Annotated in this window: 19 protein-coding genes and 1 pseudogene; 14 read left to right on the forward strand and 6 right to left on the reverse strand. The window is 61.6% G+C overall.

Annotation, left to right across the window (positions count from 1 at the left end; translation table 11 throughout):
* Nucleotides 1-32: 32 nt before the first annotated feature.
* Nucleotides 33-1,835, forward strand: coding sequence for a DUF885 domain-containing protein (locus BUA36_RS08405; protein ID WP_072783413.1), 1,803 nt, complete (start codon nt 33-35; stop codon nt 1,833-1,835).
* On the opposite strand, the gene BUA36_RS08410 is transcribed toward BUA36_RS08405, so the two are convergent.
* From BUA36_RS08410 to uvrA, 3 genes are read right to left on the reverse strand one after another with little or no spacing between them, the layout of a single operon-like run.
* Nucleotides 1,783-2,670 (reverse strand): hypothetical protein, encoded by an 888-nt coding sequence (locus tag BUA36_RS08410; RefSeq protein WP_072783415.1) that lies wholly within the window; start codon nt 2,668-2,670, stop codon nt 1,783-1,785. The genes BUA36_RS08405 and BUA36_RS08410 overlap by 53 nt on opposite strands.
* Entirely contained in the window at nt 2,667-3,569 is a 903-nt protein-coding gene (locus BUA36_RS08415; protein ID WP_072783417.1) for an AraC family transcriptional regulator, read from the reverse strand. Before BUA36_RS08415 ends, BUA36_RS08410 begins: the two co-directional genes overlap by 4 nt.
* Nucleotides 3,570-3,577: 8 nt before the next feature.
* The gene (gene uvrA / locus BUA36_RS08420; RefSeq protein ID WP_072783419.1) at nt 3,578-6,424 is read right to left on the reverse strand and encodes an excinuclease ABC subunit UvrA; all 2,847 of its coding nucleotides are present in this window, start codon (nt 6,422-6,424) and stop codon (nt 3,578-3,580) included.
* Between the two features lie 345 nt (nt 6,425-6,769).
* Between uvrA and BUA36_RS08425 the strand changes: the two genes are divergently transcribed.
* Entirely contained in the window at nt 6,770-7,486 is a 717-nt protein-coding gene (locus BUA36_RS08425; protein ID WP_072783422.1) for a PEP-CTERM sorting domain-containing protein, read from the forward strand.
* Nucleotides 7,487-7,879: 393 nt separating this feature from the next.
* Nucleotides 7,880-8,401 carry a single-stranded DNA-binding protein gene (gene ssb / locus BUA36_RS08430; RefSeq protein ID WP_072783424.1) on the forward strand — a complete coding sequence of 174 codons (522 nt, stop codon included), beginning with the start codon at nt 7,880-7,882 and terminating at the stop codon, nt 8,399-8,401.
* A 393-nt stretch (nt 8,402-8,794) separates the two neighbouring features.
* On the opposite strand, the gene BUA36_RS08435 is transcribed toward ssb, so the two are convergent.
* Complete coding sequence (locus tag BUA36_RS08435; RefSeq protein ID WP_072783426.1) at nt 8,795-9,979, reverse strand: type III secretion system effector protein; 1,185 nt, start codon at nt 9,977-9,979, stop codon at nt 8,795-8,797.
* Between the two features lie 824 nt (nt 9,980-10,803).
* Between BUA36_RS08435 and BUA36_RS08440 the strand changes: the two genes are divergently transcribed.
* From BUA36_RS08440 to BUA36_RS08445, 3 genes are all read left to right on the forward strand, one after another.
* Nucleotides 10,804-13,506 (forward strand): phosphocholine-specific phospholipase C, encoded by a 2,703-nt coding sequence (locus BUA36_RS08440; RefSeq protein ID WP_072783428.1) that lies wholly within the window; start codon nt 10,804-10,806, stop codon nt 13,504-13,506.
* Between the two features lie 99 nt (nt 13,507-13,605).
* Nucleotides 13,606-13,851 (forward strand): hypothetical protein, encoded by a 246-nt coding sequence (locus BUA36_RS30215; protein WP_139260420.1) that lies wholly within the window; start codon nt 13,606-13,608, stop codon nt 13,849-13,851.
* A gap of 49 nt (nt 13,852-13,900) precedes the next feature.
* Nucleotides 13,901-14,128: a hypothetical protein gene (locus BUA36_RS08445; protein WP_139260422.1), complete on the forward strand. Its 228-nt coding sequence runs from the start codon at nt 13,901-13,903 to the stop codon at nt 14,126-14,128.
* An 8-nt stretch (nt 14,129-14,136) separates the two neighbouring features.
* Here BUA36_RS08445 and BUA36_RS08450 read toward each other — a convergent pair whose 3' ends face one another.
* A complete protein-coding gene (locus BUA36_RS08450; RefSeq protein WP_072783432.1) occupies nt 14,137-14,526 on the reverse strand; it encodes a DUF1398 family protein in 390 nt (129 codons plus the stop codon).
* A gap of 55 nt (nt 14,527-14,581) precedes the next feature.
* Between BUA36_RS08450 and BUA36_RS08455 the strand changes: the two genes are divergently transcribed.
* From BUA36_RS08455 to BUA36_RS08480, 6 genes and pseudogenes are all read left to right on the forward strand, one after another.
* Nucleotides 14,582-15,043 (forward strand): MarR family winged helix-turn-helix transcriptional regulator, encoded by a 462-nt coding sequence (locus BUA36_RS08455; RefSeq protein WP_072783434.1) that lies wholly within the window; start codon nt 14,582-14,584, stop codon nt 15,041-15,043.
* A 143-nt stretch (nt 15,044-15,186) separates the two neighbouring features.
* Nucleotides 15,187-17,280: a S53 family peptidase gene (locus BUA36_RS08460; RefSeq protein WP_072783437.1), complete on the forward strand. Its 2,094-nt coding sequence runs from the start codon at nt 15,187-15,189 to the stop codon at nt 17,278-17,280.
* A gap of 116 nt (nt 17,281-17,396) precedes the next feature.
* Nucleotides 17,397-17,861: a rhodanese-like domain-containing protein gene (locus BUA36_RS08465; RefSeq protein ID WP_072783672.1), complete on the forward strand. Its 465-nt coding sequence runs from the start codon at nt 17,397-17,399 to the stop codon at nt 17,859-17,861.
* 3 nt (nt 17,862-17,864) lie between these two features.
* A complete protein-coding gene (epsC, locus tag BUA36_RS08470) occupies nt 17,865-18,791 on the forward strand; it encodes a serine O-acetyltransferase EpsC (RefSeq protein WP_072783439.1) in 927 nt (308 codons plus the stop codon).
* Nucleotides 18,788-19,093: a helix-turn-helix domain-containing protein gene (locus BUA36_RS08475; protein WP_072783440.1), complete on the forward strand. Its 306-nt coding sequence runs from the start codon at nt 18,788-18,790 to the stop codon at nt 19,091-19,093. The genes epsC and BUA36_RS08475 overlap by 4 nt, the downstream gene beginning before the upstream one ends.
* A 36-nt stretch (nt 19,094-19,129) precedes the next feature.
* Nucleotides 19,130-19,927, forward strand: a pseudogene (locus BUA36_RS08480) (aminotransferase class V-fold PLP-dependent enzyme); the annotation flags it as partial.
* Between the two features lie 86 nt (nt 19,928-20,013).
* Here BUA36_RS08480 and BUA36_RS08485 read toward each other — a convergent pair.
* Nucleotides 20,014-20,574, reverse strand: coding sequence for a hypothetical protein (locus BUA36_RS08485; RefSeq protein ID WP_072783441.1), 561 nt, complete (start codon nt 20,572-20,574; stop codon nt 20,014-20,016).
* A gap of 124 nt (nt 20,575-20,698) precedes the next feature.
* On the opposite strand from BUA36_RS08485, the gene BUA36_RS08490 reads away from it, so the two are divergent.
* Both BUA36_RS08490 and BUA36_RS08495 read left to right on the forward strand, forming a co-directional pair.
* A complete protein-coding gene (locus BUA36_RS08490) occupies nt 20,699-23,626 on the forward strand; it encodes a type VI secretion system Vgr family protein (RefSeq protein WP_084560057.1) in 2,928 nt (975 codons plus the stop codon).
* 22 nt (nt 23,627-23,648) lie between these two features.
* Nucleotides 23,649-25,880 carry a hypothetical protein gene (locus BUA36_RS08495; protein WP_072783442.1) on the forward strand — a complete coding sequence of 744 codons (2,232 nt, stop codon included), beginning with the start codon at nt 23,649-23,651 and terminating at the stop codon, nt 25,878-25,880.
* The last annotated feature ends 5 nt before the right edge of the window (nt 25,881-25,885 follow it).

Here is a 25,885-nt window from a genome sequence, read left to right on the forward strand (position 1 = left end):
GCACGCTCAACATTTTTATAAGATAGGCCGACATGACAACGACTACCCGTATCGGCGCTGCCAGCGCCCTGCTGTTCTCCCTGATCCTGGGCGTGGCCCATGCCGACACCGCCGCTCCCGACCTGGAAGCGCGCCGCACGGCGTTGAATAGTCTGCTCAAGGAGCAGTGGGAATACACCATGCGCTCCAGCCCCGAATGGGCGTCGCTGTTGGGCGACAAGCGCTATAACGACAAATGGTCGGACTTCTCGCAGGCCGGCATCGAGGCAGATCTCAAGGCCAGCGCCGATTTCCTCAAGCGCTTCGAGGCGGTCGATACCACCGGCTTCCCGCTGCAGGAACAGCTGAACCGCGAGCTGATGGTGCGCCAGCTGCGCCAGAATCTGGACGGCGCCCGCTTCAAGGACTGGGAGATGCCACTGGCGCAGAACTCCGGCATCCATATCGATGGTCCCATGATTATCTCGGCGCTGAACTTTGAAACCGTCAAGGACTACGAAGACTACATCAAGCGCCTGCACGCGCTGCCCAAGCTGTTCGAGGAAACCCGCGTCCAGATGGACAAGGGTGTCAAGGATGGCCTGATGCCGCCGAAATTCCTGATCCCGAAAATCGTCAAGCAATGCGAAGACGTGGCGGCCATGAAGCCCGCCGATTCGCCGTACGCCGAACCGCTGAAGAAGATGCCCAAGGATTTCTCGGCAGCCGATAAAGAGCGCCTGACCAAGGAAATTCTGGCCGCAGTGAAAACCGATGTCGCACCGGCCTACAAAAAGCTGGCGGTCTACACCAAGACCAAATACCTGCCGCATGGCCGCACGGAAGTGGGCATGTGGTCGCTGCCGGACGGCGTGGCACGCTACAACTTCAAGGCGCAGTCCTCGACCACCACCGAGATGTCGGCGGAACAGATCCACCAGCTGGGCCTGTCGGAAGTCGCACGCATCGAAGGCCAGATGCTGGAAACCGCGAAGAAGCTGGGTTACAAGGATCTGAAGTCGTTCAACAAGGCGGTGGAAGCCAATCCGGCGCTGCATCCGAAATCGCGCCAGGAGATCATCGACCTGTATCAGAAATACACGGACCAGATGTACACCCAGCTGTCCAACCAGTTTGGGGTGCTGCCGAAGAATAAGGTGGAGATCAAGCCGGTGGAGGAGTTCCGCGAGAAGGGCGCTTCCGCTGCGGCCTATATGCCAGGTTCGCCGGACGGTAAACGTCCAGGCCGCGTGATGGTCAATACCGGCGATTTCGCCAAGCGCTCCACCATCGATATCGAAACCACCGCGCTGCATGAAGGCGTGCCGGGCCACCACATGCAGCTGACCATCGCGCAGGAGATCCAGGGCCTGCCGGACTTCCGCCAGCAAGGCAATTACACCGCGTATGCGGAAGGCTGGGCGCTGTACTCGGAACGTCTGGGCGAAGAGCTGGGCTTCTACAAAGACCCTTACAGCTACTACGGCCATTTGCAGGATGAGATGCTGCGCGCGATCCGTCTGGTGGTGGACACCGGCCTGCATTACAAGAAGTGGAACCGCCAGCAGGTGGTGGACTTCTTCCACGCGCATTCGGGCATCGGCGAAGTGGAAGTGCAGAGCGAGACGGACCGCTACATCGTCTGGCCAGGCCAGGCGCTGGGCTACAAGATCGGCCAGCTGAAGATCCTCGAACTGCGTGACTACGCGCGCAAGGAACTGGGTGACCGCTTCGACATCCGCAAATTCCACGACCAGGTGTTAGGCGCTGGCGCCTTGCCGATGGACGTGCTGGAATCGCACATCAAGGATTGGGTCGCAACGGAGAAGAAGACCGTCGCAAATCAATCTTCGTAACCCACCAGGCCTTGTTGCGGAAAGTGAAGTCAAGGGCGCCGATGGCGACGACCTTGCCTTCACTGGCCGAGACTTCGCCCGCCTTGGGCAACGTGGTCAGATCGGGATTGTTGTGGCCCAGCGCATCCAGCGCCTGCAGCAGCACGACATCATCGCGCTTCAGCGCAGCGCAGGCGCCATACTGGTCGCAGACCTGCACCGGGAAGGCGATGAAGCGCGCCGCGCGGTCCAGCATGTCCTCGTTGCCCAGGTAGTTGAATACCCACCCCGCCGCATCGGCCAGCTCGCGTGCACGCGCCAGTACGGCGTCGTTTTCCTGTCTGATCTCTTCCCGCATGGAGCGGCCCTGGCCATACAGCATGTCGTCCACACGCCAGCCAGCGTCCTCTTTTACCAGCACGTAGCGGATCTGGCGCTCATAGGCTGAGCCCATATCGGGATAGACGTTGAACGTGGCTTCCACGGTGTTCTCGCCAACGCGCGCCACCTGGAAGTGCGAGCGCTCGAAATCCAGGCTGGGTGGCACTTCCTGCGTATCGAGGAACACATCGCCATCGGCGCCATAACCGCAGATATCGTCGCCGCGCGACAGGCTGTCGCACAGCTGGAGGTTGGCGTCGACCAGCGCTTCCAGCTCGGCAGAGTAGAAAGCACCGGCAGGCAGCTGGCTGGCCTGGCGGATCTCCGGCCGTGCCATATGGTCTTTGTAGAAATTGGTGATGAGGTCCAGCTGCTGCTGTTTCTCCGACCAGGCTTTATCCGCCAGCAGACCAATCGCGGCAAAGGCGAACAAGCCCACGCCGATCGGCAGCAGTCGCTTCTTGTTGATGTTCATGGCGTAGTCCGGAGTTTCTTCATGTCTTGCATAGGCGGTGCACCAAACAGGCGGCGGTATTCGCGGCTGAATTGCGATGCGCTTTCGTAGCCGACCTGGTAGGCGGCCGTAGTGGCATCGACATCGCCCTTCAGCAGCAGCGTGCGTGCCGCCTGCAGGCGCAGCTGCTTTTGATACTGCATCGGTCCCATCGTGGTCACGGCCTTGAAGCGGTGGTGCAGGCTGGAGATGCTCATGTTGGTGGCCTGCGCCAGTTCCTCCACTTTCACCGCCCGGTCGTAATGCTCCCTGAGCCAGGCGATGGCCTTGCTGATGCCGCGGTCCTGCTGGTCCAGCACAATGTTCTGGTACAGCTGGCGGCCGTCAGCGCCGGTCAGCATGCGGTAGATGATTTCGCGTTTCAATCCCACCGACAGAAACGCCGCTTCGGCTGCTGGCGCTTGCAGTAAGCGCACCAGCTGGTACAAGCTCTCCTGCAAGGCGTCGTCGGTTTTGCCAACGAAGGCGCCGCGCACCGGTTCCTGCGTATCGATGGCGATTTTCGCCTCCAGCACGATGGCTGCGATTTCCTGCGGATCGAGTTCGATATTGAGCAGCAGGTAGGGCTTGTCCGGCGTGGCGTTGACGATGTGTCCTGCGGCCGGCATGTCCACCGACACCACCAGGTATTCACCGGGGCCGTAATCGAGGATGTCCTCGGCCAGATGCACGCGCTTCTGGCCTTGCAGGATCACGCAGCACGAGGGTTTGAGGACGCCGCGCGTGACCGGCGTGGGATGCGATGAACGCAGCAGCGACAGAAACGGAATCGCCGTCGCCACCCGCTGTTCATCCAGCACATGGCGCTGGACGAGATCGATCATGTGATCGAGGCGGGTGGGCGAAGGATCCCGTTTCATGGCATGGCTTACTTCAGCAGCGGCACCAGGTATTTACCGGTCACGCTGGCTGCGTTGGCCGCCACTTCTTCCGGCGAACCGCTGGCGATGATCTTGCCGCCGCCCGCACCGCCTTCCGGACCCAGGTCGACGATCCAGTCAGCGGTCTTGATCACATCGAGGTTGTGCTCGATGATGACCAGCGTGTTGCCCTGGTCGCGCAGACGGTGGATCACTTTCAGCAGCAGGTCGATATCGTGGAAGTGCAGGCCGGTGGTCGGCTCGTCCAGGATGTACAGCGTGCGGCCCGTGTCGCGCTTGGACAGCTCCAGCGACAGCTTGACGCGCTGCGCTTCGCCGCCCGACAGCGTGGTCGCGCTCTGACCCAGCTTGATGTAGCCCAGGCCCACGTCGAGCAGTGTGTGCAGCTTGCGCGCGATCAGCGGCACCGGCTTGAAGAACTCATGTGCGTCTTCGACCGTCATGTCGAGGATCTCGGTAATGTTCTTGCCCTTGTACTGCACTTCCAGCGTTTCGCGGTTATAGCGCTTGCCGTGGCAGACGTCGCACGGCACGTACACGTCCGGCAGGAAGTGCATCTCGACCTTGATCACGCCATCGCCCTGGCAGGCTTCGCAGCGGCCGCCCTTGACGTTGAAGGAGAATCGGCCGGCGCTGTAGCCGCGCTCTTTCGCGGTCGGCACCGTGGCAAACAGGTCGCGGATCGGCGTGAACAGGCCGGTGTAGGTGGCCGGATTCGAACGCGGCGTACGGCCAATCGGCGCCTGGTCGACCGAGATCACCTTGTCGAAGTGTTCCAGGCCGCTGATGGTGTCGTGCGGCGCAGGTTCGGTCTGCGAACCGTACAGGTGGCGTGACAGGGCCGGGAACAGCGTGTCATTGATCAGCGTCGATTTGCCGGAGCCGGACACGCCGGTCACGCAGGTCATCAGGCCGACAGGCAGCTTGAGGTTGACCTTTTTCAGGTTGTTGCCGGTGGCGCCGGTGATGACCAGCTGCTTGTCCGGATCCGCAACGTGGCGCTTTTTCGGCACGTCGATTTTGCGCGTGCCGCTCAGGTACTGCGCGGTCAGCGACTTCTTGTTCTTCAGGATGTCTTTGAGCGAACCGGCAGCAATCACTTCGCCGCCATGCACGCCAGCGCCCGGCCCCATGTCGACTACATAGTCGGCAGTGCGGATCGCATCTTCATCGTGCTCCACCACCAGCACGCTGTTGCCGATGTCGCGCAGGTGCTTGAGCGTGTCGATCAGGCGGTCGTTGTCGCGCTGGTGCAGGCCGATCGATGGTTCATCGAGCACGTACATCACGCCGGTCAGGCCGGAACCGATCTGCGAGGCCAGGCGGATACGCTGGGCTTCGCCGCCCGACAGCGTATCGGCACTGCGATCCAGCGACAGGTAGTCCAGGCCGACGTTGTTGAGGAACTGCAGGCGCGAGATGATTTCCTTGACCACGCGGTCGGCAATCTCTTTCTTCGCGCCTTTGAGCTTCAGCTGCTCAAAGAAGGACAGCGTTTCGCGCAGTGGCTTCTCGGCGATCTCGTAGATGGCGCGTTCCTGCTTGCCACTGCCGACCTTGACGTAACGCGCTTCCACGCGCAGACGCGCACCTTCGCACGATGGGCATTTCTTCTCGTTGATGAATTTGGCCAGTTCCTCTTTCACCGCCATCGAATCGGTTTCGCGATAGCGGCGCGCGAGGTTGTTGACCACACCTTCAAAGGTATGCTCCTTGACCACGGTGCGGCCACGCTCATTGATGTAGGTGAACGGGATCTGGGTTTTGCCGGAACCATGCAGCACGGCTTCCTGTGCAGGCTTCGGCAGCTTCTCGAACGGCAGGTCCAGATCGAATTCGTAGAAGGCCGCCAGGTTGGACAGCATCGAGAAGTAGAACTGGTTGCGGCGGTCCCACCCTTTCACGGCGCCGGACGCCAGCGACAGGTTGGGGAAGGCGACGATGCGTTTGGGATCGAAGAACTCGATGTGGCCAAGGCCGTCGCACTCCGGGCAGGCGCCCATCGGGTTATTGAACGAGAACAGGCGCGGCTCCAGCTCCTGCAGCGAATAGCCGCAGGTGTTGCAGGCGAACTTGTTGGAGTAGACGTGCTCCGTGCCGTTATCCATTTCCAGCGCCACGGCGCGGCCATCGGCCAGGCGCAGCGCGGTTTCAAAGCTTTCGGCCAGGCGCTGCTTGATGTCGGCGCCGACCTTCACGCGGTCGATCACCACGTCGATGGTGTGCTTCTCGGTTTTCTTCAGCTTCGGCAGGTCTTCCACTTCGTAGATCTTGGCGTCATGCGTACCGCTCTGGACGCGGAAGCGGATGAAGCCCTGCGCCTGCATGGCTTCAAACAGGTCGACGTGCTCGCCCTTGCGGTTGGCAACCACCGGCGCCAGGATCATCAGCTTGGTGTCTTGCGGCAGGGCCAGCACGGCATCGACCATCTGCGAGACCGTCTGCGCAGCCAGGGCCTGGTCCGGGTGGTTGATGCAGTAGGGCGTGCCAACGCGCGCATACAGCAGACGCAGGTAGTCGTGGATCTCGGTCACCGTGCCGACGGTTGAACGCGGGTTGTGCGAGGTGGCTTTCTGCTCGATCGAGATGGCCGGCGACAGGCCTTCAATCAGGTCGACATCCGGCTTTTCCATCAGTTGCAGGAACTGGCGGGCATAGGCCGACAGCGACTCCACATAGCGGCGCTGGCCTTCGGCATACAGCGTGTCAAATGCCAGCGAGGATTTGCCGGAACCGGACAAGCCGGTAATCACGATCAGCTTGTTGCGAGGCAGATCGAGATTGATGTTTTTGAGGTTGTGCGTGCGTGCGCCGCGAATGCGGATCTGTTCCATGGATTTGGCCTTTAGAGTCAACCCGTAACTATAGCTGGGTTTGGATATATGCGCCGACCTCGCGCGAGATCGTCGGGTGGCGGCGCGGCACTGTATATAATACCAGTATTTTCTTGCGTTGGTTCAACTGGCGGACGAAGCGGATAGTTGGGGACGGCTTCGCAAAATAGTAGGTCCAGCGCGCACTCTACCGGCCATGGCGGAGGCCTTGCCTGGCCAGCCCCTCAGGTTGACGTTGATTGGCAACTAATTTAATAGCACATCGATATTTAAAAATAATATATTGCTAATTTTATTAAAACAATGTTACTTTTTCTACTCAACTACACCACATGAGGGGAAATAATGAAGAAAATCGCAATCGCGGTACTGGCATTGGTTTCTGGCATCGCTAACGCAGGCGAGTTGTATAACAATGGTCCGGTAGTTGAATCGAATGGCTTGTCCATCATCGCGCCAGACGCCAGCACCTATGGCTTCGGCAACCAGACCAATTCGGGCAATTTCGTCGCCGATGATTTCAACGTTACCGCCGGCAAAAGCTGGAATGTGTCCAGCCTGAGCTTCTATGGCTATCAAACCGGCGCGAGTGGCTTCAGCTTCACCTCCGCGACCTGGAGCATCGTCTCCGGTAGCGACATCAACACCGGCACCGTGGTTGCCTCCGGCACTTCCGGCGTCACCAATGGCGGCCTGGCCGGCTACCGTGTCACTGACCTCACCCTCAACAACACCCAGCGCCGCATCTACAAGATCGACACCGACATCGCCGACATCACGCTGGCTTCCGGCCACTACTGGCTGACTTGGGGCCTGACCGGTACCGCCGCCTCCGGTCCATGGCAGCCGCCGACCTCCGATGCGCGTGAAGGCAATGCGCAGCAATCGCAGGTCGGTGCCCCCTTCATCCAGATTGAAGAGAGCGGCAGCGGCTTGTCGGTAGAGCTGCCGTTCGCCGTCAACGGCACCGTCTCCGCCGTACCGGAACCGGAAACTTACGCCATGCTGCTGGCTGGCTTGGGCCTGGTTGGCCTGGCACGCCGCCGCGCGCGCCGCGGCTGATAGCCGCTTTATGCCGGGGTAACCCGGCAGCAACGGCTGGCGGACGGCGTCATTGTCCGCCCAGCCGGTCAGCAATGCCAGCAATACATGGCAGCGCTTCCTTCCCCAAGCGGCGTACCGCTGCTATCCCTGAGGCTCATTGCCTGTCCAGTCCGCTAGTTGTCCGAAAATTCCTTGTGCCAGATCAGAATTTTGAACCACATTGGCATCCAATTCCTTTCCTGGGCGGTAAAGTACGGTAAACTTAAGCACTTTTGGGTGAGTCCACATGCGTTTGGTTGATAGAAAAACATCGACAGTCAATTAAGCATCTGGAACAAAATTCCCGCACTTGGACATTGAATTGGCCCGGTGGACCAAACGAATTGCCCTCATACCTCAGGAGTTTTATACATGGCATCAGTTAACAAAGTCATCATCGTCGGCAATCTGGGTCGCGATCCGGAAATTCGCTACATGCCTAGCGGTGATGCGATCGCCAACATTGCAGTGGCGACCTCGTATCGCTCGAAAGACCGCAACACCGGCGAACAAAAAGAGCTGACCGAGTGGCACCGTATTTCCTTCTTCGGCCGTCTGGCGGAAATCGTCGGCCAGTACCTGAAAAAAGGTTCCTCGGTCTACGTCGAAGGCCGCCTGCAGACCCGTAAATACACCGACAAGGACGGCGTCGAGAAATACGCGACCGACATCATCGCCGAGCAGATGCAAATGCTGGGTGGCCGTCAAGGCATGGGTGAAGGCGGCGGCATGGATGATGGCGGCTACGGCGGTGGCGGTGGTTACGAAGCCGCGACACAGCAGCGTCAAGCCCCAGCACCACGCCCACAGATGGCCGCGCCAGCGCCGGCACCACGACCAGCCCCGCGCCCAGCGCCGAACTTCTCGGACATGGATGACGATATTCCGTTCTAAATTACATCTGAGACTAATCTGTAAAGTTTTGGCAAAAGGCCCCCGCTCTGCGGGGGTTTTTTGCTTTTTGGGTAGTGTAAAAATAAATTGATTACGCAGTCCAGCTTTGAAACTCAATCATTTTTTCCATTCTACGAGCGACAGGAATTCGACGTGTCCAGACGGCGATGCTCCAGCGGTTCATGCCGCGCAATTCATCAAGAGTGCTCTGGGCGATCAGGCGACCGCCCAGGATGATGCCGATGCGATGCGATGCGATGCGCCAGCCAGGGCCAGCTTTTGCTTCATGCCGCGCGAAAATCCCTCGGTCAACTCATGCGCGCGCTTGCTCAAGTTCAGCCAGTCGAGCCAATGGCGGGCGCGCGGTGGGGGAGCGCCAGATGCACATTACGCTCACGCCGAGTAATAATCGCGGTTGGGCACCACCTTGCGGTTGCGTACATCGTCAGCGTCGAATTGGGGAATGGCCAGGGCCCACTGCGCGCGGATGGCGTTTTCGGATATAGGCGCGCCCGCCCACGGCCCCAAGCCCACGCAACGATATTCGAACAGGACCGTCGAGAACGTCCCGACTTCATCGCCCGGTTGCTCTCCACGCAGGTTGTAATAAGCATGCACCAGTTCATGACCAAGGCCGATGGCCGGCGGACGCTCCGCATTCTTGGGATTTAAGTCTCCGAGACTGTATTCAATGGTGGACGCCGCGCCCGTCCCGCTGGCGGCATGGTCATACAGGGCGACAATAATCGCATTCTTGATCTGATTACACGCTGCAAAGTTTGAATGATCGGCCCATATATCACCGTTGTGCTCAACCCACCGGGCCACTTGCTCCTCGGTGACGCCAGGGTTGGCCGGCACAACGGGTGGAATGCCGTTCAGGCTGTATAGAGGCATGGCATTGATGCGATCCATTAACCAGCGGTTCCGGGTCGCCGGCACCGGCGCCGCCAGCGCAAGCGCCGCCAGCGTCTGTGCCCCCAGGCGTGTGGTGTTGGGATCGCGGAGTTCAAAGGCAACCCGGTTCAGGCCGTGGGTAATGCCATTGACCCCGCACGAGACATTCATCACATGGTCGGTGATCGTCACGCGCTTCAGATCCGCCCTGTTCACGGTCAGCGCGTCGAGTATGGCCGTACCGGCGGCCGTGGCATACAGCGCGTTCAGATGCACCCGCACATGCTGGTGATAACCCGGAAATTTAGATCTGATTTCTATCCCCGGATAAGCGTCGTGCAGCAAGCCATCCGTGCGCCAGTACTGGAGAAAAGGGATCATGTCGGCTTCGGAATCCACGCGCACATAATCCTTGGCTGTGCCCCATACCGCGAATAATGAAGCGAGCGCCGGCTTGTATTTCTGATGATCGTTGGGACTGCTCACATTCAGGGCCGCCAGATGGTCGGCAAATTGATGTTGCAGCAATCCGGGCCCCAGGGGGCCCGCTGCGACACGCTCCAGCCAGCTGATCAGGTGGCGCAGCGAACTGGTTTGTTTATTAAAGGCGAAGAAATAGCCTTGGCGTAGGTGCGTGCAATGGGCCAGAAACGCGGTCACTTGCTGTTGCGGTGTCATCATCGCCCGTTCTGTCTACGTGGAACTTGCCGTATGGAATGTCACGGCAAGCAGGCCGGTTGTCCGCATCTGCGGGAACCGGCAATGTCGACAATATACGGAGAAAAAATGGCTGAATTATCGCCAATTATCACCGCGCGCTAACGATCACCGCGCGCTCCGCACGCCCTACGGCACGACCACGCGGCCAACATCGATGCGCGCCTGGCGGCGCTGAGCCGCGAGCTAGTGTCCTGAGTTACAGATTTGTTGAACAAATATGACGAACTAGCAACTCAGGGCACTAGCAACACGCGTATTTGATGCCTGTACCATTCTGACACCCTGCACCACGAGAACCACCAATGCGGCCACCATTACCGCTAGCGATAGCAAAGCTGTACGTCGATTCATCTTTCTTCCCTTACGTTGTAAATCCGGTGCCGGTTTGGACAAGAAGTTTTGGAGGTGCGTCACTTTGATAATCTCATGTCCGCCTGCCGCAAGATGGATGACGTTATCGCTGTCTTTTTGAAGGGGATCGTAGCGGAAAGTCCCGGCAAGAAAGCACAGCTTCGTACGAACGTATTCTCCTGAATCATGACACCGGTGCGAGTGCTGGCGCGTTGCTGCTGACGACGTCGCGAATTTTTGTGGCCGATCGGGGGCCGAACTCACTGATCCATCGTTACCCGGAGCTTTGCGTGGCCGTTAGCTCAACAAATTTTTCTGGCGATAGCGCTCTTTGGCGCTTGCGAGGTGGTAGTTGCCCAGTCTGTTGTTCAGGCCATAAGCTTGTCATAATTGCCCGCTACCATCTCTGTTTTCGTCCAGCAGAGAGCCCGCCGATGTCGACCAGCCGCCGTAATTTCCTTCGCTACGCCGTTGCCGGCGCGGGCGTGAGCGCTACCACCGTTTTCCCTGACCTGATTCGCGAGGCGCTGGCGATCCCGGCCAACAACGCCACCGGCACTCTGGCCGACATCGGCCACGTGGTGATCCTGATGCAGGAAAACCGCTCGTTCGATCATTATTTCGGTGCGCTGGCAGGCGTGCGTGGTTTTGACGACCCGCGCGCCATCGATCTGCCGAGTGGCCGGCCGGTGTGGTACCAGCCCGACGCTGCGGGCGGCTATGTGCTGCCGTTCCATTTCGACGCCAAGAACACCAGCGCGTTGTCGGTTGGCCTGGACCATTCCTGGAAAGGCGCGCAGGCCACCTGGCAAGGCTGGGATGCCTGGGTCAAGCAGAAAAGCGCGCAGACCATGGGCTACTTCAACCGTGGCGACCTGCCGTTCTACTATGCGCTGGCGGATGCCTTCACTATCTGCGATGCCTACCACTGCTCGATCTTTGGTGCGACCGACCCCAATCGCCTGTATTCGCTGAGCGGCACCAACCAGGGCTGGTTCGGCGCCATGGGCGGCTTGTACAACATCAGCGCGGGCGGCATCTACAACGCCGATCCCGCCAACGACAACCTGTCCGCCGCAGTCACCGGCAGCGCGCCCAACTGGCAGACCTATGCCGAGGTGCTGCAGGCGAATGGCGTCAGCTGGAAGGTGTACCAGGAGTGGGACAACTACGGCGACAACTACCTGGCCTACTTCAAGAACTTCCGCGTCAATGCGGATGGCAGCCGCCTCTCCGCCAGCTCGCCGCTGGCGCAAAATGGCCGGGTGATGGCGCCAGGTTCGAACGCCGCCAACGCGGCCGGCACCAAGGGCGACCTGCTGGTGCGGGCGTTCGCTGACGACGTGCAAAACAACCGGCTGCCGCAGGTGTCGTGGATCTCCGCGCCCACCGAATACTGCGAACATCCATCGCACTCGCCGAACGCGGGCGAAAGCATCACGGCACGCCTGCTGGCGGCGCTGGTGGCCAATCCCGCGGTCTGGTCCAAAACCGTGTTCCTGCTGATGTATGACGAAAATGACGGCTTCTTCGACCACGTGCCGTCCGATATGGCGCCGCTCAATGCCGGCATGGGCAAGACCACGCTGGCCGACATCGGCGCCTATGAAAGCTATCAGGGCATTCCGGTCGGCCTTGGGCCACGGGTGCCGATGCTGGTGATTTCGCCATGGAGCAAAGGCGGCCGCGTCTGCTCGCAGCTGTTCGATCACACTTCCAAGCTGCGCTTCCTGGAGGAGTGGCTGGTGCAGGGCCTGGGCAAGGACCGCGCCAACATCACCTGTTCGCAGATTTCGCCGTGGCGCCGCACGGTCTGTGGCGACCTGACGTCGGCCTTCGATTTCAAGCATCCCAACAGCGACTGGCCTGCCAGCGTGCCGAAGACGGCCGCCTACGCGCCGGTCAGTGGCAAGCCGTCACCGGTGCCGCCTGCCGTGCAGACCCTGCCGCGCCAGGAGGTGGTGGCCGCTGACGGTCCGCGCTATGCCTGCCCGCTGCCGTATATGTTGCAGGTCCAGGCCAGCAACAACGGCAACAAGCAGCTGGCTGTCAGCTTCAGCAACCTTGGCCAGGTGGGCGCCGCCTTCATCGTGTATTCCAGTCTGCGTAACGACGGGCCCTGGTACTACACGGTGGAAGCGGGCAAGAGCATCGACAATGAAGTGTGGAACTGGAGCGGCAGCAGCTACGCACTCCGCGTCCATGGCGCCAACGGTTTCCTGCGCCAGTTCGCCGGGACGGTGGCGCAGGCGGCCGGCGGCGCGCGGCCGGAGCTGCAATGCATGTACAGCGTGGCCAGCAACGGCATCTGGCTCACGTTGTCGAATGTGGGCGGACAGCAGGCTTGCCGCTTTACGATCAGCGATAACGCTTACGGCGTTGCCCAGGCCAGTTATACCGTCGCGGCCGGACAGACGCTGGCGATCGACTACGCCCTGGCGGACAGCTTTGGCTGGTATGACTTCACCGTGACCTGCGATGCCGATGCCTTGTGGTCGCGCCGCGTCGCCGGGCACGTCGAGACCGGCGCGGCAAGCCGGGTCGATCCGATGATCGGCACCAACAAGAGCCGCATCGTGTTCGACACCAGCACGCCGTACGCGATGAAGGGCGCGCCGCTAAATTTTAACTACGCGGCGCCGAACGGCAAGCTCGATCCGAAGAACTGGATCGGCCTGTATGCGGCGGGCCGCACCCCGGGCAATGGCAGTTCCGCATTGTGGAGCTATGCGCCCGACGCCAGCGGCAGCGTGGCGTTCAGCAGCGGCACGCTGGCGGTGGGCGACTATGCGGCCTGGTATCTGTACCAGGATGGCTACCAGGCGCTGGGTGGTCCGGTCGCGGTCAGTGTGACGCAACTAGCGGCCAGCACCGCCAGCGTCAAACAGGGCACGCCGATGCTGGTCAATTATGCGCTGCCGGCCTCCAAAGTCAGCAGCACCAACTGGATCGGCATCTGGAAGGCGGGCGTCACGCCTGGCAGCGGCAGCTATCTGACCTGGCAGTACGCGACCGCCGCCAGCGGCAGCGTCAGCATCGACACCAACAAGCTGGCGCCCGGTAGCTACAGCGCTTGGTGTCTGTATGCGAACGGCTATACGCTGATGGCGGGACCGGCCAATTTCACGGTGACGTGAGCCGGCTCGCATACGGTCGGGTGCGCCGGTTTCCTGCTGATTTGAAGTAAGCTGTTCCGCGATCACATCATCAGGGGAGTGGCGTTGCGGCAGGAATCGATGTTGCGCCAGGTCGCGCTGGTCAGCTACGGCACGCAGTTCTTGCGGCACGTGTGCGCGCTGGAAGACTGGTATCGGCATGCGGTGTTCAGGGATGCCCGTTCCCAGTTCCGCTCGCTTGCGGGGAATGCCTTGCTGGCTGATGATTTCACGCAGTGGCTGGACCATCTGCGTCGATCAGGCGCGCAGCGTTTGTCGCTGCATGTGGCCGAAAAACGAAGACAGCGATTGCCGTCGGCTGAGTGACGATGAGGCGGCGAAGACCGACGACTGGAGCCGGCGCCTGGACAGCTGGATGACCGAAGTGCTGCTGCGCTGCGCGAACGACATCGGCGGTATTGAGAAAGAGCCGCCGCAGAAGGTTGCGGCAAGCAAGTGGATCAGCGGCCTGGGCCTGTTGGTCGCGGTTGTGGTGCTCAGCCTGTTTGTCATGGCGACTGCCCACATCATTGCCCGCTTCCCCTGGCTCGCTGTCCTGATCGCGCTGCCGTGGACGCTCTACGTCAAATATAAAAAAGAGTAGGGCGGCCGTCACTGCGGCGGGAATTTTTCCACATGCATTTCCCCGGCGCGGCCATAGTAGGTAACGTGGCGGCCCGCAATCCAGACCATGTAGCCGACGCAGCCTGCAGCAACCGACAGACTCACGAACGCCGGATATTTGACGTCGCCGCGCTGGGCGCCGCGGATCGCGTCCTGCACGCCTGCCGTATCGAAGTCCGGCGGTACCGCGGCCGCGCTACGCGTCAGCGGGATGGTGTAGCTGTCGCCCTCGGGGCCGTAGTAGGTGGTGGTGCGGGCGCGGTAATCGGCGTAGTAGCTTTCCACGCCGGCGCCTGCCAGCCGCATGACGATTTCGCCAAAGCTGGCGGTGCCTGCATAGGAATCACGCGCGCAGCTGTCGATGATGTTCTTGTCCATCTTTCCTCTCCTTGGTAAAATAGTTTCCATGGAAACCAAATGAACGGATTAAAACATGCCTTCAAAGAAAAAAGCAAGCGCGCTGGAATCGCATGTAGGGTTCTGGCTGCGGTTTGTTTCCAACCATGTGTCAGCAAGTTTTGCCGCGCTGGTCGAGCAACATGGCGTCTCCGTATCGGAATGGGTGGCATTACGGCATATGTATGACCGCGACGCCTCCGCCGCTTCCGAATTGATAGCCGCACTGGGCATGACCAAGGGCGCGGTATCCAAGATCCTCACCCGTTTGCAGGACAAGGGCCTGGTGCAGCGCTACATCGTCGATGACGACCTGCGCGCCCAGCAACTGTGCCTCACGGAAGAGGGCCGCACGCTGGTGCCCAAGCTGGCCGCGCTGGCGGATCAGAACGATGAAGCCTTCTTTGGCCAATTGAACGATGAGCAACGGAATGCCCTGCTGGGCACGCTGAAGTTGTTAGTCCGAGTAAATGATTTGAAACAATTGCCCGTTCTGTAAGGCAAAAAGGCGACAAAGCAATAACGTCCTGACAGTGTTTCCCTAACATTTTAGTCAGGTTAGTCTTTCCGTGTGAGAATTTGATAGTATTGCTGTACGCCAACCTAACTGAATCTAGTTAGAATTCACACCGAAAGATTTCCATGCGCCCGTACCTGATCCCGATGACCTGCATCGCCGCCCTGCTGGGTGCCTGCGGCGGCAACACCGAAACCAGCCCCGCGTCCCGCGTCGTGCAAGCCGCCGCCCCGATGGCGACCGCAGCCACCACGATTGAACTGGACCCAGGTACGCTGCCAGCGGCCGATGCGCAGCAGTACGCGCAGCCATCGTTCCACATGGCGCCGGTGCTGCTGGATGCGCCGGACGACAACGCGGTCGGCGCGGACGCACCGGTGCACACGCAAACCATCCCGTCGGAATTCCGCCGCCTGGGTTCGCGTCAGCTGACGGTGCAGGCGCTGCGCCACGTCGAAGCGGACCGCAGCCTGGCCGCCGACACCCGCCCGGCCACGCCAATGGCCACCAGCAGCACGGTCGTGACGTACTCGCCGGCGCAGATCCGCGCCGCCTACGGCCTGCCAGCGCTGCCAGCCAGCTTCACCAATCTGACCGCCACACAGGCGGCACAGCTGGGCGCCGGCCAGACCATCTACATTGTCGATGCGCAGCACAACCCGAACGTGGCGGCTGAACTGGCAGCGTTCAATACCAAATTCAGCCTGCCGGCATGCACCACCAAAACCATTGCCAGCAGCACCAAGCTGCCGCTGGCAACGGCAACTGGCAACGCCTGCGAACTGTCGGTCGTGTACAGCACAGCCAGCGGCGGCATGAGCGCGTCCGCGCCTGCCTACGATTCCGGCTGGGCCACCGAGATTGCGCTGGATGTGCAGTGGGCGCACGCCACCGCGCCGCTGGCGCGCATCGTCCTGATCGAAACCGCCAGCGCCAGTTATGACAATCTGCTGGGCGGCGTCAAGCTGGCCAATGCGATGGGTCCTGGCGTGGTATCGATGAGCTTTGGCGGCAGCGAAAGCAGCGGCACCAGCGCGGCCGATGCCACCTTCTCCGCAGCGAACATGACTTACCTGGCCGCCACCGGCGACTCGGGCGCGGCGGTTGCGTGGCCGTCGGTATCGCCGAAAGTGCTGGCGGTGGGCGGCACCACGCTGAGCTACAGCGGCGCGGGTACGCGTTCCGAAGTGACGTGGTCGAACACCGGTGGCGGCGTCAGCCAGTATGTGGCAACGCCGTCGTATCAGAGCGTGTCGGTGCCCGGCATGGGCACGGCCGCACGCCGCACGGTGGCCGACGTGGCGTTCAATGCCGACCCGTCGAGCGGCCAGTATGTCGCGGTGATCCCGAGCGGCAGCAGCACGGTACGCTGGTCCAGCGTCGGCGGCACCAGTCTGGCAACGCCGCAGTGGGCCGGCCTGATTGCGGTGGCCAATGCGCTGCGCGCCGTGAATGGCAAGGCCGCGCTGGGCGCGCCACATAGCGCGCTGTACAACCAGATCTCGACGGTGCCGGGCACCTATGCCGCAGTCTTTGCCGACGTCGTCAAAGGCAGCAACGGCAGCTGCGCCGGTTGCACGGCCAAAACCGGCTACGACCTGGCCACCGGCCTGGGAACGCCTAACGCCGCTTCGCTGCTGAGCACCCTGTCCGGCCTGACCGTGGACACGGCGCCGGTGGTGGCGCCAGCCACCATCAATGGCAAGGTCGGCACGGCCCTGAGCTTCACGGTGTCGGCTTCGTCGGCGAATGCACTCAGCTACACCCTCAGCGGTGCACCAAGCGGCATGAGCATCAATAGCAGCGGCGTGGTGAATTGGGCGACGCCGGTGGCGGGCACCTACAACGTCACCGTCACCGCCAAGGACAGCAAGACCGGCCTCAGCGGCCAGGGCGTGTACACCATCGTGATTGCGGCTGCGACCACCACCACCAACCCAACCACCACCAGCTCGGCGGGTCCGGTGATTACCGCGGCGGCCATGAATGGCGTGGTCGGCAAGGCGCTGACCGGCAATATCGGCATCTCGGCCACAGGTGCAGTGTCGCTGACGATCTCCGGCGCACCACTTGGCATGGCGTTCCTGCCGGGCGGCATGAACATTACCGTGTACTGGGCGGCGCCGCAGGCTGGCAGCTATCAACTGAAAGTATCGGCCACCGATGCCAAGGGTGCGACTACGCAGATCACCATTCCGGTGACCATCAACGCGCGCTGATTGCGTCAACAGGACTTATGCGTTTTCCACCTTTGTGAAGTTGTTTTTATTCGTTTTGTTTCATTTTGACGAACCGTATGCTGGTGTCTATCGCCATCAACGCATACAGGGTCGTCATGTCAGAAGAAGTGCTCGATCTGCCACAGCAGCTGGCAGAGCTTAAAACCCAGGCCGGCTTGTCCGGCCTGTCTTATGCGGGCGGTGTGCCGCCGGCACTGGCCTGGGAACTGTTCTCCAGCGGCCAGGCGCTGCTGGTGGATGTCCGCATCGCCGAAGAGCGCAAGTTCGTCGGCCACGTGCCGGACAGCCTGCATGTAGCCTGGGCCACCGGCACCGCACTGACCCGCAATCCCCGTTTTGCCCGTGAGCTCGAAGCCAAGCTGGGCCGCAAGGATGCGGTGGCCCTGCTGCTGTGCCGCAGCGGCAAGCGTTCGGTGCTGGCGGCGGAAGCGGCAACCAAGGCGGGCCTCACCAATGTCTTCAATGTGCTGGAAGGGTTCGAAGGCGAACTCGACGCGCACCAGCAGCGCGGCAAGGCGGACGGCTGGCGCTTCCACGGCCTGCCCTGGGTGCAGGACTGAGCCATGGCAGCCACCTTCGACATCACCGGCATCGTGCAAGCGCTGCACGATGCGCGCCACAGCTGGCGGCAGACCCAGCGCCGCAATAGCGAAGCCGGCAACCGTGAATTTCCTTCGCGCGACGCGCTGGCCGCCATCATCGACAGCCTCAAGGGCGTGCTGTTTCCGATGCGGCTCGGACCGCCCGATCTGCGGCAGGAAAGCGAGGACTTCCACGTGGCGCATGCGCTCGACGCGGCTCTGCACGCGCTGCTGAAACAGGTGCGGCGCGAGCTGGCCTATAACGCCGGCCTGCGTGGCCAGGGCGGGCGTCCCGTCGATGAGGAAGCGCTGATCGCCGTGCGCAGCCTTGCTGCTGCGCTGCCGGGCATCCGCGCTCTGCTGGATACCGATGTGATGGCCGCTTATCAGGGCGACCCGGCGGCGCGCAGCGTGGACGAGGTGCTGCTGTGTTATCCCGGCGTGCTGGCCATGATCCACTACCGGCTGGCGCATCAGCTGTATGTGCTGGAGCTGCCGCTGCTGGCGCGCATCGTATCGGAGCTGGCGCATAGCGCGACCGGCATCGATATCCACCCGGGCGCGCGCATCGGCGCCGGCTTTTTCATCGACCATGGCACCGGCGTAGTGATCGGCGAAACCGCCGTCATCGGCGAGCGGGTGCGCGTGTACCAGGCAGTGACGCTGGGCGCCAAGCGCTTCCCCACGGATGCGGAAGGCAATCTGCAAAAAGGCCTGCCGCGCCATCCGGTGGTGGAAGACGACGTGGTGATTTACGCGGGCGCCACCATCCTCGGCCGCATCACGCTGGGCAAGGGCGCTGTCATCGGCGGCAATGTGTGGCTCACGCATGACGTGCCGGCGGGCGGCCGCATTGCCCAGGCCGAATCGCGCGAAGGCGCTTTTGCCAACAGCATAGGTGCGTCATGAGTGCCGCGTCCGGCGTGGCGTGCGCGCTGGCGCACAGCTTCGGTCGCGGCGTGCGGCAGTTGCGCGAGGCGCAGGGTTGGTCGCAGGAGCGGCTGGCGGAAAATTCCAACCTCAACCGCTCCTACATCGGCGAAATCGAACGCGGCGTCGTGATCGCCTCCCTGCTCACCGTGGAAAAACTGGCGGCCGCACTCAAGCTGTCGCCCGCAGCCTTGCTGACCCACGGCGAAAGCCTGCGCACCAAGGCTGAGCCGTGTAGAAATGAGGGACCTGACCCCGGAGTGGTGGCGATAGCATGTTGAGCGCATGGGTATCACACCGCACACTATCCCTGTTTAGGCGCCAGGCTGCGCGTGATCCCGGTCGACGACAGCGGCCAGATCCTGCTGGACGAATACCGCAAGCTGCTGAACCCGCGCACAAAACTGGTCTCGATCACACAGGTATCGAATGCGCTGGGCACCGTCACCCCGGTAAAGGAAGTGGTGGCGCTGGCGCACAGCGTGGGCGCCAGGGTATTGGTGGATGGCGCGCAATCCGTATCGCATATGCGGATAGACGTGCAGGAGCTGGGCGCCGACTTCTTCGTGTTCTCCGGCCACAAAGTGTTCGGCCCGACCGACATCGGCGCGTTGTGGGGCAAGCGCGAAGTGCTGGAAGACATGCCGCCGTGGCAGGGCGGCGGCAATATGATCGCCGACGTCACGTTTGAAAAAACCGTGTACCAGCCGATTCCCAACAAGTTTGAAGCGGGCACCGGCAACATAGCCGATGCCGTTGGCCTGGGCGCGGCGATCGACTATGTCAACCGCATCGGCATCGACAACATTGCGCGTTACGAGCACGAACTGCTGGTGTACGGCACCCACCAGCTCAAGCAAATCCGAGGCGTACGCCTGATCGGCACGGCGGCCGACAAAGCCAGCGTGATGTCCTTCGTCCTGGACGGCTATACCACCGAACAGGTCGGCAAGGCGCTCAACGAAGAAGGCATCTCCGTACGCACCGGTCATCACTGCGCCCAACCGATCTTGCGCCGCTTCGGCGTCGAAACCACAGTACGGCCCTCACTGGCCTTCTACAACACCTACGACGAAATCGACCGGCTCGCCGCCGTCATCCGCAAGCTCGCCTAAAATCCGGGGTCAGTTCTTGCAATCCAACACGGGCTCTGCCATACACCGGCAGAGCCCGTGTTGGATTGCAAGAACTGACCCCGGATTTATTTGGTTTTGGCGCGGGTGCGGATGGCGTTGATTTGTTTGAGTTCTTTGTCGCTGGCGTTGGCCAGCAGCGCTTCATGGGCTTTGCCGAGCTCGACGTAGTGGGCTTGCTCCGGCGTCAGGGCGTTGCCGCGTAGCGCCCAGCTGGTCAGGAAGCCGGTCACCAGGCAGCACAGGATCACCAGCACTGTGTAGACGGCGATCCAGCCCCCGGTTTTGAATTGCAACAGGTTCAGCGACAGGCTGGTCCTGCGCGCCGCTTCGGTGGCTTCGCCCAGGCTGTGCACCATGCCGGCGACTGCCGCGCTGGTGGCGGTGGTCGCGGCGGCGCTCGCCTGGGCGCCCGCCACGTCGGCGATCTGCTGGGCTTCGGCGCTGATGCGGATGGCGTCGGCGATCTTGCCGTCGATCTGGCTCAGGCCGGCATTGGCCAGCCGCACCAGCTTGTCGCAATTGGCGATTTGTCGCGAGACACTGGCCACTTCTTCGTGAAAACGGCCGACTTCGAGCCGGTGGGCATCGATTTTTTCATGCAGCTTGTCAAATTCGGCTTGGGTCATGGCGCCTTCGTCGCTTACGCATTTCAATCGTGCCGTCCTTGCTCAGCTGAGCAAACTCAGGCTTAATATCGTGTCAAAAAAGTAATTTTAACGTTTTTTATCGGTTTTACCGGAGGTTTCCGTCATGCTAGCACTGCTGAATCGTCTTACCCAAGACACGCGCCTGCTCCAGTTGTTCACGCCGCTCGGCGCGGATGCGCTGGTGGTCGAGTGCCTGCGCGGCGAGGAGGCGATCAGCCAGCCCTATGCACTGACGGTCGCTGCATTGTCGCCTGATCCGGATATTTCTCTCAAGACATTAATTGGCCAGCCGGTGCTGCTGCAGCTGCAGACCACCCTGCCGGGGCAGATGCGTGCTTTCCACGGTCACGTGACCAGCGCCCGCGCGATGGGCGCCGATGGCGGCCTGGCGCGCTATGAAATCACCATCGGCCCATGGTACGCCTTTCTGGCTGCCGGTCGCGATAGCCGTATCTTCCAGGACCAGACGGTGCTGGATATTCTCGATGCGATCTTTTCAGGCTGGAAAGAAGTTGGCAAGCTGGCGCCCGCCTGGCGCTATGAGGTGGCGGACCGCAGCGTCTACCCCAAGCGCTCGCTGACCTGCCAGTACCAGGAATCCAATCTGGCTTTTGCCGAGCGGCTCATGCAGGAAGAGGGCCTGTTTTACTATTTCGAGCACGATGGCGATCCGGCCAGCCCGTCGTTCGGCAGTCATACGATGGTGATTGCCGACCATAACGATGCCTTCCAGCCGAATCCTGAGCCGTTGATCCGCTTCACCCAGCCGGGCGCCGTGATGGCTGAGGATGCCATGGACCGCTGGCGCACCGCGCTGCACTGGACGGTCGGTGGCCTGGCCCTTGGCAGCTGGGATTATCGCAGCCTGAGCATGCGTCCAGTGACCGCATCCAGCGCGACCGCAACCGATGCCCCGATCAGCCGCGATACGCCCGGCGCCTACGCCTATACGTCACGCGAGCACGGCCAGCGGGTGGCCGACCGCCAGCTGGAGGCGCTGGAAGCGGGACGCGAAGTGCATACCGGCGCCGGCACGGTGCGTACGCTGATACCGGGCACCACTTTCACGCTGACCGGCCAGGCCCAGCTGGATGCCGGCGAAGAAAGCGACCGCCAATTCGTGGTGCTACGCGTGGTCCACATGGCGCATAACAACCTCAGCGCGGATATTGCCAGTGCGGTGGTCAAGGCGCTGGGCCTGGGCGCGCTGGCCAAGGCCATCAATGAGGAGCAGGACAGCAGCAGCCTGCACGCCGTTGGCGAGGCGATTGCCGAACGTCCGCTCTACCGCAACCGGATTGATGCCATCCGCAGCAAGGTGCCTTTCCGCGCCAGTTCGGTCGACGGCCATGGCGTGCTGCTGCATCCCAAGCCTACCGTGCAGGGCCAGCAGACGGCGGTGGTGGTCGGGCCGCAAGGCGCGGTGATCCATACCGACCGCGATCACCGCATCAAGGTGCAGTTCCACTGGCAGCGCGGCGAACAAAGCCATAGCCGTTTGAATCATCCGAATGACGGCCACAGCGGCGCGCCGGGGGACGATAGCGCCGGCACCTGGGTGCGGATCGCCACGCCGCTGGCGCCGGTGGCGGGCGCCAACTGGGGCACGGTGGCGGTGCCGCGCATCGGCAGCGAGGTGCTGATTGATTTCCTTGACGGGAATATCGATCGCCCGGTGGTGATCGGTAGCGTCTACAACGGCCAGGGTGCGCAGGATGCGCAGAACAATCAGGTGGCGCAAGGCGCCGGTGCGGCCACCGGCAACGCTCCGGCCTGGTTCCCTGGCGTGGCCGATGCCTACGCCCACGGTGCGGTGCTGTCGGGCCTGAAGTCGCAGGCGATGGCGTCCAGCCAGGCCGGTAGCGGCGCCTACAGCCAACTGGTGTTTGACGACAGCCCCGGCGAGCCGCGCATGGCGTTGCAGCGCCACGCCGGGCCGCACAGCGGCACCGATGAACTGAACCTGGGCCATCTGCGTCATCAGACCGATAACCAGCGCCTGCAAACGGCGGGCTTCGGCGCCGAGCTCAAGACTGAACACGGCGCGGCACTGCGGGCCGGGCGTGGCATGCTGCTGTCGGCCGATGCGCGCAATGGCGGCAGTGGCCAGCAGCTCGACACGCGTGAAGCGCAATCGCAGATCGAGCAAAGCAATCAGTTGCAGATATCGATGGCGGACCTGGCGCAAAAACAGAACGCCAGGCTGGCCGCCAAGGGGGGCGCGGAACCGGCGCCGGATCAGCTGCCAGCGATTGCGCAACTGGCTGCCAGTGCCAAGGCGGTCGGCACCACGGGCAGTGGCAGTGGCGGCGACAGCGGCGGCAGTGGGCAGGTGACGGCCTACAGCAATCCGCACCTGCAGCTATCGGCGCCGGCCGGCATTGCCGCCGTGACGCCGGTCAGTGCGGTGCTGCGTTCGGGCACTACCTCCAGTCTGACAGCGGGACAGGACATCAACCAGGTCGCGCAAGGGAACAGCATGCATCTGGTGAAGGATGGCATCAGCCTGTTCAGTTATGGCAAGGCCAGCAGCGCGGACAAGCCGAACCAGGAAACCGGCATCCGCCTGCACGCGGCCAGCGGCAAGGTCAGCGTACAGAGCCAGTCGGACCAGACCAGCATCACCGCCGACAAGCTGATTACGGTGGCCAGCATCAGCAAGAGCGTGACCGTGGCCGCCAAGCAGCACGTGAAGCTGACGGCACAGGGCGCCTACCTGCAACTTGAAGGCGGCAACATCCTGGTGCACGGCCCGGGCACCATGTCGTTCAAGGCCAGCATGAAGGAGCTGACCGGTCCTGCGGACGGCAGTGCCGGCAAGCCAGCGCTGCCGCAAGCCAAGGACCTGTACAACGAAGCTTTTGTGCTCAACCACGAAAAGACGGGCGAGCCAATGGCCAATGTGCCTTACCGCCTGGAGTCCGCCAGCGGCCAGATCCTTGAAGGCATCACGGATGCCGAGGGCCGCACACAGCGTCTGTTCACCAGCAAGGCGGAGCAGGTCAAGCTGTTCCTGTTAAACCAAGATTGATTTTTGTTGAGATGGTACGACCATGAGCCTGGATTCTTCCGCATCCTCTTCCACCACTGGCGTGATGGCGCTGCAACCGCACGCGGAGGGCACCACCAACATCCCCGCCGGCACCTTCATTCCCGCCAAGCTGCCGGAAGGCGAAGGCGCGTTGATGTACTGGCCGGAACAGAACGCCTTTCTGGCGCTGTTTGCGCCCGAGTTCAATGCCCTGCACTTCCAGGCCGACGAACACAGCAAGAAGATCGCGGCGCTGCAAGAGGCCAACAAGAAGGTCACCGAAGCGGCGGTGGTGCTGCGCGCTGCGCAAAAGGCCAATGTCGCCGCCGACATGAAGAAGGCGGAGGAAGAGCTCAACAAGGCGCTCAACGAGATGCAGCAGGCCAGTGACGAAGTCAAGAAAAAGCTGGAGCCGCTCGACAAGCTCGATGCCAAGGGCGGTAACAAGATGATCGAGCTGGTTTCGCTGAAAGCGGGCCGCTACGACAAGAAGGACAAGGGCGTGCCGATCTACGTCACCAGCGACAAGATCAAGAAAGTGCTGGCGGAAAAGCGTCTCTACCTCGTCGAAAGCGAAAAGGCCAAGCGCGAGAAGGACAAGATCTTCAAGGACGGCAAGCTCAACACCAAGGAAATCAAGCACCGCATTGCCGAGAAGGCGCAGTCCAAGGATTTCAAGAAAGAGTGGAAGCTCAAGCCGGACGATGCCGATGAATACACCGGCGTGCTGTCCGAGTGGGCGCGCACCATGAACGGCGACATCGCCAAGTTCATCGAGCGCAATACGGATGACCTGCAAAAGAAATTCAACCACGACCCCAAGGATGAGCACCGCAACATCGACCTGTCGGTGGATGCGCAGCTGATGCGCTACACCGCTGGCGCCGGGCTGGCGGTCAACTTCAAACCGTTCCAGGGCAATCTGTTCGACCAGCGCGACCGCAACTGGCCCAGCCGCATCAAGCGCGGCCTGATGTCGGCCGACTGCGGCATCAAGGCCAATGCCAAAGCCGCGTTTGCTGTGGCCGAAGGCCGCGTGCACACCGAGCTGTACTGGCCGCATTATGCGGGCTGGCATGCGACCGCAGAGATCGCCGGTCAGACGGTGGAGTTCGGCTATTGGCGGCTGTATGGTGACATCGTCCTGTCCGGCAGTGTGGGCGCCAGCGTGGCGGTCGAGCTTGGTGTCGAGGTCAGCCTGACGGGCGGCAAGCAGGGCATCCGCGGCATCCCGCCAGCCAACAAGAAAAAGAGCGGCGCCAAGGCCCGCGTCGGCGCCAGCGGTGACCTGGACGCGTTTGCCGGCGCCCGCGCAGGCCTGGACGCGAAAGGCGCGCTGCAATGGCTTAACCCGGAAGGCGCAGAGAGCAATGGCAAACCGCTCAAAGTCAAACCCGGCAAGGCGATTGCTGAATACAAGGACATGGCAAAAATCGACACCGGCGTGGCGGGCACGGCAGGTATTGGCGTGCGCGGTGCGTTTGCGATCAAGCACGAGGCGGGTAAATTCGTCATCTATGCCAAGATAGGTGCGTGTCTTGGCCTGGGCGGCGAAGGCTCACTGAAGTTCGAAGCGGGTACCGCCACGATCGGTGAATTCTTCAAGTGCATGGCCTATCATCTGAAACGTATCGACTACCATAAGCTTGCCGACGCTATTGACCAGCAGGCTTATAAGACCTATTGCCAGGTCAAATACCTGATCGTCGCAGGGGGCCGGAAAATCGAAGACTTTGCTGTCAAGGCAGCAGCTGAAATCGGCCGGGAATTCGATAATCTCTTGCAAAAAATTGATAGAGCGATTCAGCAAGGTGCCCAAGAAGCAAAGGATTTCCTTCAGCGTATACGTACCGAGTTGGAACTGGAGACTGCCAGTTGGTTAAGTTATGCTCCGCCAGAGGTGATGGGGCAGATTACGCGGCAGATCGCTGCGGCAGGCATGAGTACGGATTCTTCGATCAGTGCAGAGGCGCCGGTATTAATGGCCATGGCATTAGGTGCTCCGCAAACGATGAACCATCTGAATACTATTGCCGAGCGCATGACCGTCGCGATGGGCGACAAGCAAAGTGAAGCTGCTGGCCTGACCATGATACAGGCATGCTTGTCGGGCAGCCGTTATGCGAATTCACTCGATGATGCACAACAGCGGCTGGCTGGTATTCAGCCTTTAGTCAGCCAGCCGTTTATCTGGAATAGCGAACCCGAATTCATGACCGCTTCTTTGGCAATTGAACACTCTATGTTTGCCTAGCGACA

Source organism: Duganella sacchari (assembly GCF_900143065.1).
In the GTDB taxonomy this organism is placed as follows: Bacteria; Pseudomonadota; Gammaproteobacteria; order Burkholderiales; family Burkholderiaceae_D; genus Rugamonas; species Rugamonas sacchari.

Coding starts and splice junctions, on each gene's coding strand:
- BUA36_RS08435 (WP_072783426.1), bottom strand. CDS start 9,979: ATGATGACACCGCAACAGCAAGTGACCGCGTTTCTGGCCCATTGCACG.
- BUA36_RS08425 (WP_072783422.1), top strand. CDS start 6,770: ATGAAGAAAATCGCAATCGCGGTACTGGCATTGGTTTCTGGCATCGCT.
- BUA36_RS08495 (WP_072783442.1), top strand. CDS start 23,649: ATGAGCCTGGATTCTTCCGCATCCTCTTCCACCACTGGCGTGATGGCG.
- epsC (WP_072783439.1), top strand. CDS start 17,865: ATGGCAGCCACCTTCGACATCACCGGCATCGTGCAAGCGCTGCACGAT.
- BUA36_RS08485 (WP_072783441.1), bottom strand. CDS start 20,574: ATGACCCAAGCCGAATTTGACAAGCTGCATGAAAAAATCGATGCCCAC.
- BUA36_RS08405 (WP_072783413.1), top strand. CDS start 33: ATGACAACGACTACCCGTATCGGCGCTGCCAGCGCCCTGCTGTTCTCC.
- BUA36_RS08440 (WP_072783428.1), top strand. CDS start 10,804: ATGTCGACCAGCCGCCGTAATTTCCTTCGCTACGCCGTTGCCGGCGCG.
- BUA36_RS30215 (WP_139260420.1), top strand. CDS start 13,606: ATGTTGCGCCAGGTCGCGCTGGTCAGCTACGGCACGCAGTTCTTGCGG.
- ssb (WP_072783424.1), top strand. CDS start 7,880: ATGGCATCAGTTAACAAAGTCATCATCGTCGGCAATCTGGGTCGCGAT.
- BUA36_RS08410 (WP_072783415.1), bottom strand. CDS start 2,670: ATGAACATCAACAAGAAGCGACTGCTGCCGATCGGCGTGGGCTTGTTC.
- uvrA (WP_072783419.1), bottom strand. CDS start 6,424: ATGGAACAGATCCGCATTCGCGGCGCACGCACGCACAACCTCAAAAAC.
- BUA36_RS08475 (WP_072783440.1), top strand. CDS start 18,788: ATGAGTGCCGCGTCCGGCGTGGCGTGCGCGCTGGCGCACAGCTTCGGT.
- BUA36_RS08450 (WP_072783432.1), bottom strand. CDS start 14,526: ATGGACAAGAACATCATCGACAGCTGCGCGCGTGATTCCTATGCAGGC.
- BUA36_RS08490 (WP_084560057.1), top strand. CDS start 20,699: ATGCTAGCACTGCTGAATCGTCTTACCCAAGACACGCGCCTGCTCCAG.
- BUA36_RS08415 (WP_072783417.1), bottom strand. CDS start 3,569: ATGAAACGGGATCCTTCGCCCACCCGCCTCGATCACATGATCGATCTC.
- BUA36_RS08445 (WP_139260422.1), top strand. CDS start 13,901: ATGACCGAAGTGCTGCTGCGCTGCGCGAACGACATCGGCGGTATTGAG.
- BUA36_RS08455 (WP_072783434.1), top strand. CDS start 14,582: ATGCCTTCAAAGAAAAAAGCAAGCGCGCTGGAATCGCATGTAGGGTTC.
- BUA36_RS08465 (WP_072783672.1), top strand. CDS start 17,397: ATGTCAGAAGAAGTGCTCGATCTGCCACAGCAGCTGGCAGAGCTTAAA.
- BUA36_RS08460 (WP_072783437.1), top strand. CDS start 15,187: ATGCGCCCGTACCTGATCCCGATGACCTGCATCGCCGCCCTGCTGGGT.